We start from the raw sequence: 14,455 nt of genomic DNA, 5'->3' as shown, positions 1-14,455 counted from the left end.
AAAAAAATTCGCAAAATCTATTGCCAAGATCTCGGATTTGACCATATAATTTCATTTCTCTGCTGCCGGTGTAGCTCAGTTGGTAGAGCAGCGCATTCGTAATGCGAAGGTCGTAGGTTCGACTCCTATCTCCGGCACCAAGATATAAAGGCCTGACAAGCGATGCTTGTCAGGCCTTTTCTCTTTTCTGGTCACGGATCACGTTTCCGGCTGCGATTTCCGATCCACGAAATCGCACGCACGCCCTCTCCCCGCCGATACCGCTTGCGGGCATCTCCCGACTCACGTGCCGCGCACCGCCGATTACAATCGCCGGATCACCCGCCCTTCCCGAGCATCATGCGCACCTGGCGTCTCGAGCGACCGAACCTCAGCGGGCAACTGGATGTATCCCGCGCGACCGGTCTCGTCGCCGCGATCGGCGGCAGCGAGCCGAATGCGTTCGCCGGCGAAATCCTGAAGCTGTTCGACGATGCGCTGTGCGTCACGCAGTGCACGATCTTCGCGTACGAGTTCGGCAATCGGCCGCGCACGATGTCGGTCGCCGATCATCGCGGCGGCCGCTACCTGCGCGATGTCGCCGACACCTATGCACGACACTTCTACGCACTCGACGGCAATCAGAAGATCGTATCGGCAGCACACCGCGGCACGCATCGCCGCGACGTGCTGCTGCATCAGCAGGCCGGCGATGAAATCGGCCACGACGCGTACCGCGCGGCCTGCTATCGCGGCCCCGACGTCTCCGATCGTCTCGCGCTGCTGATGCAGCCGAACGATTCGACCTGGCTGTCGATCAACCTGTATCGCGCGCATCGAAGCGGCGCATTCCAGCCGCGCGAAATCGCAGCCATCGAAACGCTCGCGCCGCTGATCGCGCAGGCCGCCCAGCATCACTACACGCTCGCCGGTTCGGCGCAGATCGGCATCCCGCAATTGATGCTCGCGCGGCTGCGCACCGCATGCCCGGCGCTGTCCAAGCGCGAACTCGACGTGCTGCGCGGCGTACTCGAAGGCCAGACCGCGCACGAGATCGGCGAGACGATCGGCGTGAAGGCATCGAGCGTCGTCACCTACCAGAAGCGAGCGTACCGGCGCCTCGGCATCTCGAGCCAGCGTCAGTTGTTTGCGCTGTGCCTGCAACCCTGAACGCGGCCCGCCGGTCCTGACCGTATCGGGGTAAATCCCGGCCCGCCGGCTGCCGTTCGCTGTACCCGGAATGGGGACAGCCGCGCCCGGCGCGGCTTCCATACTGCATCGACCTGCCGCACGCATCGCGCGATTGCGTGCGCATTCGATCACTGCAACCCGGAAGCCAACGATGGCCATCGAATTCAAACCATACCCGTTCGTCGCCGAACGCTACCCTGCGCATCTGCCCGCCTGCAGCGACGGCGTCGATACGCAACGACACCGCGTCGCGATCGTCGGCGGCGGCCCGGTCGGGCTCGCCGTCGCGCTCGGCCTCGCGAACCACGGCATTCGCAGCGTGCTGCTCGAAGCGGACGATTCGGTCTGCCACGGCAGCCGCGCGATCTGCATCTCGCGACGCAGCCTCGAGATCATCGAGCGGCTCGGTGCGCTCGACGACTTCCTGCGCGTCGGGCTGCCGTGGGCAGGCGGGCGCAGCTTCTACCGCCGCGACGAAGTGCTGCATTTCACGATGCCGCAGGACGAGAACCAGAAGCTGCCGCCGATGGTGAACCTCGCGCAATATCACATCGAGCAGTTCCTGCTCGACGCCGCGCTGCGCCGCCCCGAACTCATCGAGATCCGCTGGCAGACGAAGGTCGCGGGCGTGACGCAGCATCCGGACGGCGCGCGTCTGGACGTCGATACGCCGCTCGGCAGCTATGCGCTCGACGCCGACTGGATCGTCGCGAGCGACGGCGGACGCAGCACGATGCGCGATGCGCTCGGCCTGTCGCTTCACGGCACGCGCTACGAAGGCCGCTACGTGATCGTCGACATCGCGCTCGACAGCGACCGGCCGACCGAACGGCTCGCGTACTTCGACCCGGCGTCGAACCCCGGCTCGACGGTGCTCGTCCACAAGCAGCCCGACAACGTCTGGCGCATCGACTACCAGTTGCGCGACGACGAGGATCCCGACGCCGCGGTGAAACCCGAAAACGTGATCCCGCGCGTGCAGAACCTGCTCGACATGATGGGCGAGCGCGGCGACTGGTCGCCGATCTGGATCACGATCTACAAGGCGAACGCCCTGACGCTCGAGCGCTACCGGCACGATCGCGTGCTGTTCTGCGGCGACGCCACGCATCTGGTGCCGATCTTCGGTGTGCGCGGCGCGAATTCGGGCATCGACGACGCCGACAACGTCGCGTGGAAACTGGCGTTCGTGATCCGCGGCCTCGCATCGGACGCGCTGCTCGACAGCTATTCGGACGAACGCGTGTTCGCGACGCACGAGAACCTGCGCTACGGCACGAAAAGCACCGAGTTCATGGCGCCGCCGTCGTTCGCGTTCGACCTGATGCGCAAGGCCGTGCTGACGCTCGCGGTCCGGCATCCGGCGTTGCGTTCGCTGATCAATCCGCGCCAGACGTCCGCGATCGCGTATGCCGCGTCGCCGCTCAATATGCCTGAGCGCGATGCGTTTTCGGCCGGGCCGGCGCCGGGCACGGTACTCGCGGAATGTCCGCTGATGCTGCAGGCATCGCATGACGACGGCGCAACCCCCGGCCACCTGACCGATCTCGTCGGCCCGCGCTTCACCGCGCTGTGCTTCACGTCCGACGGCGTGCCCCGCCCGTCTCTCGTCGAACTCGAACGGCGCCTGCGGGACGCCGGACTGCCGTTCTCGCTCGTCACGCTGGCACGGCGCGCGGCACCGCGATACCGCGCGTGCCGCGGCTACGATGCCGACGGCCGGCTGTTCGACCTGTACGGCGCACGCGAGGGCACCGTCTATCTCGTGCGGCCGGACGGCCACGTACTCGGCCGCTGGCACGACGCCCGCGCCGACGACCTCGGCAATGCCCTCGACCGCGCGCTCCACCCGCGCACGTCGTCCGACCTTCAAGAGAACGCATGATGACCGACACCGAACGCGACACCCTCTATACCGATCTGTGCCGCACGATGACGCGCATCGGCGAAACCGGCGCATCGCTTTTTCTTGCCCGTTTTGCACTGCTCGCAATCGAAACGATCGGCGACGCCGCAACCGTCACCCGACTGATCGACGAGGCCGGCGACGGCCTGCCCGAGGCAGCCGAACCGGCGCCAACGCCCGGACGATGACGCACGACGCAATCGCACCGCTTCTGCCGCCCGAACATTACAAATTCATTTCACCGCTCATCGTCTGCGCACGCGCCGCGCCGTAGGCAGACGAATCCCCTGGAAAAACCGGTTAAGGGTGCATAACATTACTTAACGATTCCGACCCGTCTATCGCGTTACATTGCGTGGGCGGCGCGGCAGTCGCAATGCCGCCCTCACGTAGCTTGCGGCGAAACAGCCGACGTCCGGTCATTTCGACTCAACAAAGGAGAGGATCACCATGACTCATGGCTTGATTATGTGGCTCATCATCGGCGCAATCGCCGGCTGGCTGGCGGGCGTGCTCGTCAAGGGCGGCGGGTTCGGCCTGATCGTCGACATCATCGTCGGTATCGTCGGCGCGGTGATCGGCGGCTGGCTTGCCGGGCTGCTCGGCATCAGCATCGGCAGCGGCTTCATCGGCTCGGTGATCATCGCGGTCATCGGCGCCGTGATCCTGCTGTTCGTGATCCGGCTATTCAGGCGAGCGGCCTGACGATCTTCTCGCGCGCCTTCGGGCGCGTTTTTGCATCGACGCGGCGCGCGGCATCCCTCGCGCGCCGCCGCCCGTTTCAGCGGCGCTTGCCGCGCTGCAGCCAGCCGTCGAGCACGTCGGTCGTCAGCAAGCCGCTGCGCGCATCACGTGCGCCATCGCGTCCGATCCACACGGTACGCGGCATCTCCCCTCGCCAACCCGCATCGAGCGCCGCGCGCAAACGCTCGGGCATCGGCTCCGCATTCGCATACTGCGCGACCTGCGGCGGCAGGTTCATTTGCGCAAGCGCCTGCGCGATCGCCGCACCGTTGTCGTCGTACGCATCCATCGCGACCATTGCGAGCTGCACGTCCGGATGCAGGCGCTGCCATGTAACGAGGTGCGCGGCGTTCTCGCGGCAGTAACCGCAATCGAGCGACCAGATCTCGATCGCGAGCGGCCGTTCGTGCGCACTCGCATACAGCTTCGCCACATCGGCCGCATGCAGCGGCTGCAGTTCGCCGGCCCACGCCGGCACACTGGCAAGTACCGCGCAGAGCAATCCAATCAGCCGTTTCATTGCGCGCCCTCCACGGGAATCAGCCGATAGCCGTCGTTCCGCGTACGCCACGACAGGTAGATGCGCCCGGCATCGTCGAGCAATTGCGGATTGTCGCTCGCACCCGCCGTCGCCGCGATCACGCGCGGCACCGACCAATGCTCGCCGCGATCGTCCGAGCGACGCAGCTTGATCTGCATCGTTTCGCCGTCGAACGCCTTCCACGCGAGCCAGACGACATCGCCGTGCGCGACGAGCGCCGCATGCGACGCCTGCTCGGCCGGCACCGCGGGATTCTCGCCGAATGCCCACGGCGTGCCGAGCGGCCGGCCGTCGGCGCCGATGCGCGAATAGAACACGTCGGCACGACCGTCGACGACGCCGAACCACGCCAGATGGCGCGTACCGTCCGGCGTGATCGCGAGTGCCGGCCCGTGCTCGGGGCACGCCTCGACATGCCAGTTCGAGAACGTCGCACGGACGGGCACGACGGGCGCCGATGCCGACACCGGCAACACCGCCAGCGCATGATCGCGAATCTGCCCCGGGAATACGTTGCGCCACACGGCTTCGATATGTCCGGCCGGGTCGATCGCCATCGCGATGCGGCAGCATTCGCACGTGTGGTCGGTCACCTTGCGCTCGGGCTCGAACGACGCGCCGCCGTCGCGCGACACCGCGTAGTACACGGCCGCGCCTTCGTATGCCTGCCCCGCCGCTTTCGCCGCGACGAGATCGCGCTTGTCGATCCATGCGATCGCGATGTTGCCGGCCGGGTCGACCGCCATCATGTCGAAACGGTGCGTGATCGCCTGCCGGTCGCGATGGACGGTGACGGGCACGCTCCAGGTCACGCCGCCGTCGAGCGAACGCGAGAAGCGCACCATGCCGGTGTACGGCGCATCGAGCGGCATCGACCACGACACGTACACTGCGCGGCCATCCGGGCTCGTCGCGACCTTCGGCCGATTCTCCGCGCTCGTATAGATCGGCTCCGGCATCGCGTTGACGATCACGGGCGCGGACAACGTCCGGCCCGCATCGCCGGAATGCGCGACGACGACGTGCGCGCCTTCGACCCATGCGACCCACAGCCGATGCCGCGCGTCGAAGGCGGCGCCGGTCGCGAGCGGCTGCTTCTGTTGCGCCGGCGCGGCCTGCATGCTCATGTGCGCGGCATGCGGATCGGCGGCCTTCGGCGCATCGTGCGCGCCGGCGGGCGACAGCGCCGCGAGCCACAGCGCGCAGCCTGCCGCGAACGATTTCACAGCGACCATTTCAATTCTCCATAGAAAGTGCGGCCCGGATACGGGTGGAATACGTAGTAGCGACGGTCCGTCAGGTTGTCGATGCCGACCGACGCGGTCCAGTGACGGTCGAACCGGTAGCGCGCCTTCAGGTCCACGATCGTGAAGATGCTCGTGCCGCCGTAGACGTCCGGATTCACGTCGCTGTTGTCGAGCGTGTTGAACTGGCGGCCCGAATAGCGGACGCCGACGCTCGCGAGCCAGTGCTCGTCGAAGCGATACGACGCGAGCAGGTTCGCGCGCATGCGCGGGATGCGCGGAAAGCGCGCGCCGACGTACGCCGGGTTCGCGGCGTCGGCAAGGATCTGCGCATGGGTTGCCGATACGTTCGCGTCGATATCGAGCCCGCGCAGCCCGACGTTCTGGCCGCTGAACGCGAGTTCGACGCCGCGCGCGCGCACTCGGTCGACGTTCGAGATATTGGTGATGCTCGAGGCACCCGATACCGTCGTCTGGCTGTAGATCGAGTCGCGCAGATCGCTCTGGAACACGCTCGCGCGCACGACGCCCACGCCCACGTCGCGCTCGGCCGTGAAGTCCCAGTCGATCGCCTTCTCGGGCCGCAGGTTCGGATTGTTGTTGACGATCGCGTTGTTCGAGATCGTGCCCTGGAACAGCTCCCCGACCGTCGGGAAGCGCGTGCCGGTCGCGAACGACAGCCGGAAACGCCAGACGTCGGTCGCGTCCCATTGCACCGCGACCTTCGGCGACAGCGCGTTCGCGCCGCGGTCCGCATAACCGAGCGTGCCGTTCGCGTTGCCGAGCGCGCCGCCGTACGCATCCCAGCGCTCGTAGCGCAGGCCCAGCGTCGCGAGCCAGCCGGGCGCGAATCGCCACGCATCCTGCGCGAACAGCGCCTGCGTGCGCGTGTCGCCCTGATAGACGTTCGCGACCGACGTGGTCGGCCCGGCGAGCCAGTCGGCCGTGTTGTACGTGATGTTGCGCAGGAAATAGTTGTCGTAGTGATAGCCGAACGTGAACGTGTGGCCCTTCACTTCCGGCGCCTCGGCCTTCAGGTCGAGCGTGCGCCAGCCCGTGCCGTCGCCCTGGAACAGCGTGCCCGCGCCGCCCTGCACGGTCGACGCGGCGCGCAGCACGTCGCGCGACACGTCGTACGCCGACACCACGCCCGACAGCCGCCAGCCCGAATCGAGCCGGCCGTTCAGACCGAGCGCGTAGAGCCAGTTCTCCTGGTCGCCTTGCTGCGGCGCGAACGCGCCCGGTGCGACGGTCATGTTCTGACCGCCGATCGACACGTTGCCGCCGTAGACGGGATTGCCGGCCGCATCGCGCAGGAAAGTTTCGCCGTGCTGCCGGTAGTGGTTCTCCCAGTGTCCGAGCGTCAGCGTCGCGTCGACGTGGTCGGTGAACGCATAACCCATCCGGACCGTCTCGTTGAGCTGCTCGGTTCGCTCGATGGTCTGCGCGCCGACGATCGTGCGCGGCGAGCCGTTGGGCCCGATGTCGGTCGCCGCGCCCGTCACGGGCACCGCGGCGCCGAGCTTCGGGTTGTATGCGGCATTGGGGCTCGCATACTGCATCGGCTGACCGTCGTTCTCCAGCCGGTCGAGCGACAGCGAAAACCAGAACTTGCCGACGCGGTTCGCGATCCGGGCAGTCTGGTGGTTGCCGCCGAAGCTGTCCGCGACCCCGTAGCCGTCGTGGTAGCGCTGCGTGAAGAACTGCGTCGACAGCGACGCCTCGAGTTTTTCGGGGCGACGCGTCGTCAGCAGCACGGTCGAGCCGATCGCGTTGCCGGGATACAGCGCGGAAAAGGGGCCGTAAAGCACGTCGACGCGCGCGATATCGTCGGGGGAAATCAGCGACCAGCGCGGCGGATACGCGTAGCTCGAGCCGAGCAAGTTCGACAGCAGCAGGCCATCGGCGTAGACGAGCCCGCGCGCGCTCTGCAATTCGTTGAAGTCGCGGCCGGCGAACACGCTGTTGCGGTCGCCGATGTAGCGCTTGCGAACCATCAGGTTCGGCGCGTACTTCAGCGCGTCCTCGGTGGTGACGTTGGTATGCGCGTCGATCTGCTCGCGCGTGATCGACTCGACGACGGCCGGCGTATTCGGATCGACGGGTTGCCGCTGGGCGGTCACGCTGACCGCGGTCAGCGTGTCGCCCGTCGGCGCGGGTACAACCGTGGCGACCGTGGCAGCGCTGCGGGCCGGATGGCCGGCGCCACCCGGTGCCGGATCGGACGACGCGCCGTCGATCGAAGCCGCTTGTGCAGCCGGCCAGGCAAAAGCGGCCGCGCACGCAAGTGCGAGCCGACCGCGCGACGGTCGCGCGGCGAAGGTAGACGACATGGATGAATTCCTGAAAACGTGACCGGGCGCCGCCGGACGCGAGTCGACGCCCCGCGCACGGACGGCGCGGCGCGCGGATCGGGCCGCGTGCGGCACGCGCGCCACTAGGGCGCGCGGACGATATCAATCAGATCGGGACGTTTTCAGGCGGGCCGCGCGGCTGCGCGAGACGCATGCCCTTGCGCGGGAAGTCGGGGACGGCCGGCGCGGCCGCCCGGTAGGCGAACGCGCGCACGAAGCCCGGCAGCACGGGCAAACTCGTGCCGAGCGCGACGTTCGCCGCGAAGCCGGGGCAGTACACGCAGTGCGGCACGCCGGCATGATCGAGCGACGACGTGTCCTGATCGCTGCCGGACTGGGCCAGCACGACCTGGCGGGCGCCGGTCGCACTGCACAGGTCGAGCGTGAGCTCGCCGGAACCGCTCGACGCGAGACGCGCGTAGCCGACGACGGGCGACAGTACGTTCAGTACCAGCGCCAGCCATACGAGGCCGATCCATCGCGTCGTTCGTTTCATCGCGGTCCAGGAAAAAGTGCGTGCAAGTATAACAAGCGGCCGATTGTTGCCGATTCTGCCGCGTGCAATAGTCGGCATTGCACGGCGTGCAGCAGCGCATGTGCCGTTAATACAACAGAGACAAAATCTAACGATTCGCCACTGGCACAAATCCAAGGCCGAGGTTGATAATCATTGAACCTGCTGGAGAAATGACCATGGACGAAAGACCAACTCGCATGCCCCCGCCCGAGCAAGTGATGAGCCCGGATCCGGAACCCGTCGGCGTGGAATTCCTCGCTGAATTGCCCGAGCACGTCCGGGCATTCTTCGACGAGCAGCACAAGCTGTACTCGCCGAAGTGAACCTACGTTCCGTTCTGTAACCGCCACGTGTCGATCGATATCGTGCGGTTCATCGCTGCGTTTTCGGCGCAGATCACCTCGCACCCGGGTTGCAACGACCTGACGGTGCCGGATCAGCTCGCCCGCTGATTCTTCTGTCGCGACGCTCCGCCGCGCGACTGTCTTCGTCTATCCTTCTCGTTTTACGCCTCGGGCCTTCCCGGCTCTCCCGATCGTTCCGATGAAGCAAGCCATTCGTGCCAGCCTCGCTGTCGCCGCGCTCGGCGTCGCCCTCTTCTCGTCCCCGCACGTTGCCCATGCGGACGGCGACGACACCGCACTCACCAACCTCGTCGCACTCGCATCGCAGCGGCTCACGCTCGCCGAGCCCGTCGCGCGATGGAAATGGGCGAATCACAAGGCGATCGAGGATCGGCCGCGCGAAGCGGCATTGCTGTCGTCGGTGGAAAAGCGTGCGGGACAGAGCGGCGTGGATCCGGCGTTCGCACGGACGTTCTTCGAGGACCAGATCGCCGCGAGCAAGGAAGTGCAGGACGCGCTGTTCGCAACGTGGCGCGCGACGCGACCGCCCGAAGGCGCGCCGCCCGACCTCGCGACCAGCACGCGGCCGGCGCTCGACCAGCTGACGCAGAAGATGCTCGCGGGCCTCGCACAGGTCGCACCGCTGCGCGACGCACCCAATTGCCAGGCACGGCTCGCGCGCAGCATCGCGAACTGGAAAACGCTCACCCGCTACGACTCGACCCAAACTCAGGCGCTCGGCACCGCGCTGTCGCACGTATGCGCCGGCGGCGGCGCCAGCGCGATCGGCTGACGACGCCCGGCCACGGCGCCGCAACACGCGGCGCTCAGTCGGCGGGCGCGAGCGTCGCGAGTGGAATCAGTTGCAGGCCGCGCGCGAGCTGGGTCTGCAGCAGACGATGGGTATGGGGCTCGAACGGGCCATCCGCGCCGTCGACCACGAGCTGCAGGGCCGCATCGAGCGATTCGGCCACGCCGAGGTAGCGCCAGCCATCTATCACGTGAAAGAAGCGGCGCTCGCCGCTCGCTTCGAATGCCACCGGGCCGTCGAACGGCCAGGGTGCGTTGCCTGCCCGGCCGGCGTCGGCTGCGGGCCGACGGTTGTACGACGGCCGCAGCCGTGCGATCCACTGCGCTTCGGCGAGCATCGCGCCCAGCTCGTTGCCGGTCTCGCGCCACTCGACACGGCGCACCTGCTGCGCCAGCCGCATTTCCTTCGACGACCGCCGCTCGCCCGTGAGCAGCGCACGCAAGCGCTGGCGCACGCGCACGCTGCGGCCGACGTAAAGCGCCACATCGCCCTCCCCGAACAATGCGTACGCGCCGCATCCGGCCGGCGCGGTATCGAGCCACGCCTCGGTCAGGTCGCCGCCAAGGCGAAAGTGGCGTGTCGTGCGCGCGATCTGGTCGCGCAGACGCTCGAGCGGCACGATCTCGTGCAACTGCCGCCAGAACTGCCACAGGAGATCGGCGTCGGCGAGCGCCCGGTGTCGCGCGGCAGGAACGAGGCCGTGCCGTTCGATCAGCGCATCGAGCCCATGCCGGGACTCGCGCGGAAACAGCGCGCGCGACAGCCGCACCGTGCACAGTACGTCGGGATTGAACGCAATGCCCGCACGCTCGAATTCGACACGCAGGAAGCCGCGATCGAAGCTCGCGTTGTGCGCGACGAACAGCTTGCCGTCGAGCCGCTCGAACAGCGCGGAGGCGAGCGAGGCGAACGACGGCGCATCACGCACCATCTCGTCCGAAATGCCCGTCAGTTGCTGGATGAACGGCGGAATCGACTGCCCCGGATTGACGAGGGTCGTCCACGTCGATACGCCGAGCGGCCCGATTTCGACCACGCCGATTTCGGTGATGCGGTGCTCGGCGAACGAGCCACCGGTGGTTTCAAGATCGACGAAGACGAGCGGCTGTTCGCTGGCGGGATCGGACGGACGGGAATCGGACATGAAAAGACAGGGAAACGATGCTTCCGTGAGTATGCACCGGCATGCGTGCTCACGACCAGCCCGAAGCGGAATCGGCCGGCCGACAGGATTCTTCCCCATAAAAGCAAAAAGCCCCCGCCTAAGCGGGGGCCGGACGTGATCGGCACTGCGTGGCGCGTCAGACCGCCTGGATATTCGCTGCCTGCTTGCCTTTCGGCCCGACTTTCACGTCAAAGGAAACACGTTGGTTTTCCTTCAGCGTTTTGAAACCTTCCATCCGGATTTCGGAGAAGTGTGCAAACAAATCTTCGCCGCCATTGTCGGACGTAATAAAACCGAAACCTTTAGCATCGTTAAACCATTTTACGATACCGGTATCCATACCTTCGTTCCCCACTCGTTTAGATCAAAAAAGCTACCGTTTATAGCCGCCTCCCGTAATCCCGCGACATCGCGCCGATACCCCCACCAGCGCTCCACACAGGGACGGAGTGCTGACTTTATAAATTGGAAAATCCGGGTGCGTCAAGAAAATTTTTAGCGACTGCTTTATCAAAAAAACATCAATGCCACTGGAATCGGCACACCGCCGCCTTTTATTAATTGATTCGCATCAAAAACCTGTCAATGTTACCGGGATCGGATCGCAGATAATCAACGGCGCGCAAAACCTACCGGGGACAAATCGACTCGGTAAAATCCTCGGGTTTTTTCCGGGTTGCGGAAAACGGGGGACGTTGCGATCCTCATGCAATGCCGACGGAGGGAGACGGTCATGTGGCTGGACGGAATCAAGCGCTTCGCGAGCCGGCTCGGGCGCGTACGCCGCAAGTCCCGCGCCCTGGCCGAGTCCGCACGTGAAGCGCCGTGCGACACCGAGTTCGACCCGACCTGGCATGGCGACCACTGGCAGAACCTGCTTGCGTCGCCACTGGATGCGCGCCACTACGTGATGGAAGACTGGACGTACACGCCGCTGCAAGCCGACGCCGACGATACGGAGCCGACCGCCAAGCGCAAGCGGCGCTCATACGCGCAGTAGCGATCGGAACGGCGGGGCAAAAAAAAAGCGCGACTGGGAAGTCGCGCCGACAAAGGTTTGGAGATCTTTTCCGTCAACGAAAAAGTCTGCTTCGGAAAGCAGAGATCGCAGTATAGCGAGAGAACATCCTTTCATTATCCATGGCTCGCACAAACCTCTATTGCCGATGTGTCAATAATCGGGCCAGCGCCGGTTGCGCCCGGTCGTGATCGCTTGTCGCGATCGCGCAACGCACACTCCGGACTCCTGATCGCCAGTTGTTCTTGCTGCGTTGCCACAAAGCCTTGACCAGCATGGCTTTCGGCATTCCCGCCGATTCTTGCGTGATTCAAAATACAGTATTTCCCGAAGCAGTTTTCGTCTGCGTTCCGCGCGATCCGTACACTGCAAATGGATATCCGACAAGGGCAGCCGCCCCCGCGCATCCGGCATCGCCGGACCGTGCCGCCGCCAATGCCCGCAGCAGGCTCGATCGACATCATCCTGTTTGGAGACAGATCATGAAGAAGACCCTGATCGTCACAGCATTGGCGGGCGTGTGCACCACCGCCGCGCATGCGCAAAGCAGCGTCACGCTGTACGGCCTGATCGATGCAGGCATCACCTATACGAACAACCAGGGCGGTCACAGTGCGTGGCAGGAGACGAGCGGCTCGATCAACGGCAGCCGCTGGGGCCTGCGCGGCACCGAGGATCTCGGCGGCGGCCTGAAAGCGATCTTCACGCTGGAAAACGGCTTCGGCATCAACAACGGCACCCTCAAGCAGAACGGCCGCGAGTTCGGCCGCCAGGCGTTCGTCGGCCTGGCGCATGACAGCTACGGCTCGCTCACGCTCGGTCGCCAGTACGACAGCGTCGTCGACTTCCTCGGCCCATTGTCGCTGACCGGCACCCAGTACGGCGGCACGCAGTTCGCGCATCCGTTCGACAACGACAACCTGAACAACTCGTTCCGGATCAACAACGCGGTCAAGTACCAGAGCGCGAACTACGGCGGCCTGAAGTTCGGCGCGCTGTACGGCTTCTCGAACTCGAGCGACTTCTCGAACAACCGGGCGTACAGCGTCGGCGCGTCGTACAGCTTCATGGGCTTCAACGTCGCGGCCGCGTACATGCAGCTGAACAACAACATCAACTCGCTGGCGCTCGCGACCAGCGATCCCGGCGCGGTGGCCGGCGACTGGACGTTCGCCGCCAGCCGTCAGCGCACGTGGGGCGCGGGCCTCAATTACACGTTCGGGCCCGCGACGGCCGGATTCGTGTTCACGCAGACGCGCCTGACCGATTCGTCCGGCATCAGCGCCGGACAATCCGGCGTGTCGAACGGTATCCCGCTCGCCGGCGGCACGCGCTTCAACAACTACGAAATCAACGGCCGCTACGCGCTGACACCGGCGTTCTCGCTGGCAGGCTCGTACACGTACACCGACAGCCGCCTCGACGGCCAGACGCCGAGCTGGCACCAGTTCAACCTGCAGGCCGACTACGCGCTGTCGAAGCGCACCGACCTGTATCTGCAGGGCGAATACCAGCGGGTGAATGCGGACGGCCTCGCGATCGGCGCGAACATCAACGGGCTCGGCACCGCATCGTCGACCAACAAGCAGATCGCCGTCACGGCCGGCATGCGCCACCGCTTCTAAGCAATCGTCGCAACCGTTCGGCCCGGACCGCCATGACGAAGCGCCCCGCCCGGGGCGCTTTTCGTTTCGGCGGCGCGGTGCGGCAGCGCCGTTAGGCCGGCCAAACGCTCACGCGTCGCTTCGCGCCGGATAGCGGACATCGAGCACGTCGATCGGCTGCGGCCCCGCCGGCGTCATCAGCGTGACGGTGTCGCCGATCTTCGCTTTGATGAGCGCGCGCGCAACCGGCGAAATCCAGCTGACGCAACCGCGATCGAGATCGACCTCGTCGATCCCGACGATCGTGATCGTATGATCTTCGCCGTCGGGCGTCGCGTAATCGACGGTCGCGCCGAAGAACACCTGGTCGACGCTCTCCTGCCGGCTCGCGTCGACGACTTCGGCAAGATCGAGCCGCTTCGTCAGGAAGCGGATGCGGCGGTCGATCTCGCGAAGCCGCCGCTTGCCGTAGATGTAGTCGCCATTCTCCGACCGGTCGCCATTCGACGCGGCCCATGACACGAGCCGCACGACCTCGGGACGCTCGACGTCGATGAGGTTCAGCAGCTCGTCCCTGAGCCGCTTGTGACCGGCCGGCGTGATGTAGTTCTTCGCGCCCGCGGGAATCGCGGGCTGACCCGGGTCGAGATCGTCGTCGTCACCGTCCGACTCTTTGACAAACGCCTTGTTCATGATGCAGATTCAATACATGGATGACCGATGTCTCAAGGGTACACGAAGGCGGCCCTGCGGGATCGGGTGACATATTTTGCGAATAAGGCTTCCCTTTTTATACAACCCTGCTATACTTCCGCTTCTGCGTGCGGCTGTAGCTCAGTTGGATAGAGTACTTGGCTACGAACCAAGGGGTCGTGGGTTCGAATCCTGCCAGCCGCGCCACTTTTTTCGAGGGCCTTCCGAACCGAAGGCCCTTTCAGTTCGATGCAGTAGTATTTTTGTTTTGCGTGCGGCTGTAGCTCAGTTGGATAGAGTACTTGGCTACGAACCAAGGGGTCGTGGGTTCGAATCCTGCCAGC

General features: G+C 65.5%; 15 protein-coding genes and 2 tRNA genes. 10 read left to right on the top strand and 7 right to left on the bottom strand.

All coding sequences use genetic code 11. The annotated features are described in order from the left end of the window. The first annotated feature begins 64 nt into the window (after nucleotides 1–64). The 5 genes from BME24068_RS24355 (at nucleotide 65) to BME24068_RS24335 (ending at nucleotide 3,781) form a co-directional block, all read left to right on the top strand. Nucleotides 65–140 (top strand) — tRNA-Thr (locus tag BME24068_RS24355). Between the two features lie 199 nt (nucleotides 141–339). Then, nucleotides 340–1,149: a helix-turn-helix transcriptional regulator gene (locus BME24068_RS24350; RefSeq protein WP_096503683.1), complete on the top strand. Its 810-nt coding sequence runs from the start codon at nucleotides 340–342 to the stop codon at nucleotides 1,147–1,149. Between the two features lie 172 nt (nucleotides 1,150–1,321). After that, nucleotides 1,322–3,055: an FAD-dependent oxidoreductase gene (locus BME24068_RS24345; RefSeq protein ID WP_174927658.1), complete on the top strand. Its 1,734-nt coding sequence runs from the start codon at nucleotides 1,322–1,324 to the stop codon at nucleotides 3,053–3,055. Beyond that, complete coding sequence (locus BME24068_RS24340) at nucleotides 3,052–3,264, top strand: hypothetical protein (protein WP_096503681.1); 213 nt, start codon at nucleotides 3,052–3,054, stop codon at nucleotides 3,262–3,264. The genes BME24068_RS24345 and BME24068_RS24340 overlap by 4 nt, the downstream gene beginning before the upstream one ends. Nucleotides 3,265–3,526: 262 nt before the next feature. Next, nucleotides 3,527–3,781 carry a GlsB/YeaQ/YmgE family stress response membrane protein gene (locus BME24068_RS24335; protein ID WP_096503679.1) on the top strand — a complete coding sequence of 85 codons (255 nt, stop codon included), beginning with the start codon at nucleotides 3,527–3,529 and terminating at the stop codon, nucleotides 3,779–3,781. Nucleotides 3,782–3,857: 76 nt separating this feature from the next. Here BME24068_RS24335 and BME24068_RS24330 read toward each other — a convergent pair whose 3' ends face one another. The 4 genes from BME24068_RS24330 to BME24068_RS24315 form a co-directional block, all read right to left on the bottom strand. Beyond that, nucleotides 3,858–4,340, bottom strand: coding sequence for a thioredoxin domain-containing protein (locus BME24068_RS24330; protein ID WP_174927657.1), 483 nt, complete (start codon nucleotides 4,338–4,340; stop codon nucleotides 3,858–3,860). Beyond that, nucleotides 4,337–5,596 carry a sialidase family protein gene (locus BME24068_RS24325; protein ID WP_174927656.1) on the bottom strand — a complete coding sequence of 420 codons (1,260 nt, stop codon included), beginning with the start codon at nucleotides 5,594–5,596 and terminating at the stop codon, nucleotides 4,337–4,339. Before BME24068_RS24325 ends, BME24068_RS24330 begins: the two co-directional genes overlap by 4 nt. After that, the gene (locus tag BME24068_RS24320) at nucleotides 5,584–7,938 is read right to left on the bottom strand and encodes a TonB-dependent receptor (RefSeq protein WP_174927655.1); all 2,355 of its coding nucleotides are present in this window, start codon (nucleotides 7,936–7,938) and stop codon (nucleotides 5,584–5,586) included. The genes BME24068_RS24325 and BME24068_RS24320 overlap by 13 nt, the downstream gene beginning before the upstream one ends. A gap of 127 nt (nucleotides 7,939–8,065) precedes the next feature. After that, entirely contained in the window at nucleotides 8,066–8,455 is a 390-nt protein-coding gene (locus BME24068_RS24315; RefSeq protein ID WP_174927654.1) for a DUF2946 domain-containing protein, read from the bottom strand. 197 nt (nucleotides 8,456–8,652) lie between these two features. Here BME24068_RS24315 and BME24068_RS24310 point away from each other — a divergent pair, with 197 nt between their 5' ends. Both BME24068_RS24310 and BME24068_RS24305 read left to right on the top strand, forming a co-directional pair. Beyond that, nucleotides 8,653–8,799 (top strand): hypothetical protein, encoded by a 147-nt coding sequence (locus tag BME24068_RS24310; protein ID WP_009690993.1) that lies wholly within the window; start codon nucleotides 8,653–8,655, stop codon nucleotides 8,797–8,799. Between the two features lie 220 nt (nucleotides 8,800–9,019). Beyond that, nucleotides 9,020–9,613, top strand: a complete 594-nt coding sequence (locus tag BME24068_RS24305; protein WP_174927653.1) for a chorismate mutase — start codon at nucleotides 9,020–9,022, stop codon at nucleotides 9,611–9,613. Between the two features lie 34 nt (nucleotides 9,614–9,647). Here the strand turns inward: BME24068_RS24305 and BME24068_RS24300 are convergent, their stop codons facing one another. After that, nucleotides 9,648–10,775 carry an exonuclease domain-containing protein gene (locus tag BME24068_RS24300; RefSeq protein ID WP_174927652.1) on the bottom strand — a complete coding sequence of 376 codons (1,128 nt, stop codon included), beginning with the start codon at nucleotides 10,773–10,775 and terminating at the stop codon, nucleotides 9,648–9,650. 157 nt (nucleotides 10,776–10,932) lie between these two features. After that, complete coding sequence (locus BME24068_RS24295) at nucleotides 10,933–11,136, bottom strand: cold-shock protein (RefSeq protein ID WP_059499959.1); 204 nt, start codon at nucleotides 11,134–11,136, stop codon at nucleotides 10,933–10,935. A 393-nt stretch (nucleotides 11,137–11,529) separates the two neighbouring features. On the opposite strand from BME24068_RS24295, the gene BME24068_RS24290 reads away from it, so the two are divergent. Beyond that, nucleotides 11,530–11,796: a hypothetical protein gene (locus BME24068_RS24290; RefSeq protein ID WP_096503665.1), complete on the top strand. Its 267-nt coding sequence runs from the start codon at nucleotides 11,530–11,532 to the stop codon at nucleotides 11,794–11,796. A gap of 500 nt (nucleotides 11,797–12,296) precedes the next feature. Next, nucleotides 12,297–13,439, top strand: coding sequence for a porin (locus BME24068_RS24285; protein ID WP_174927651.1), 1,143 nt, complete (start codon nucleotides 12,297–12,299; stop codon nucleotides 13,437–13,439). Between the two features lie 108 nt (nucleotides 13,440–13,547). On the opposite strand, the gene greB is transcribed toward BME24068_RS24285, so the two are convergent. Then, entirely contained in the window at nucleotides 13,548–14,111 is a 564-nt protein-coding gene (gene greB, locus BME24068_RS24280; protein WP_096503661.1) for a transcription elongation factor GreB, read from the bottom strand. Between the two features lie 130 nt (nucleotides 14,112–14,241). Between greB and BME24068_RS24275 the strand changes: the two genes are divergently transcribed. Next, a tRNA-Arg gene (locus BME24068_RS24275) sits at nucleotides 14,242–14,318 on the top strand. Nucleotides 14,319–14,455: the final 137 nt, after the last annotated feature.

The organism is Burkholderia anthina (genome assembly GCF_902498995.1).
Classification (GTDB): Bacteria; Pseudomonadota; Gammaproteobacteria; order Burkholderiales; family Burkholderiaceae; genus Burkholderia; species Burkholderia anthina.
The sequence above is the reverse complement of the archived record's forward strand: the minus strand, read 5'-3'. Positions and strand labels throughout refer to the sequence as shown.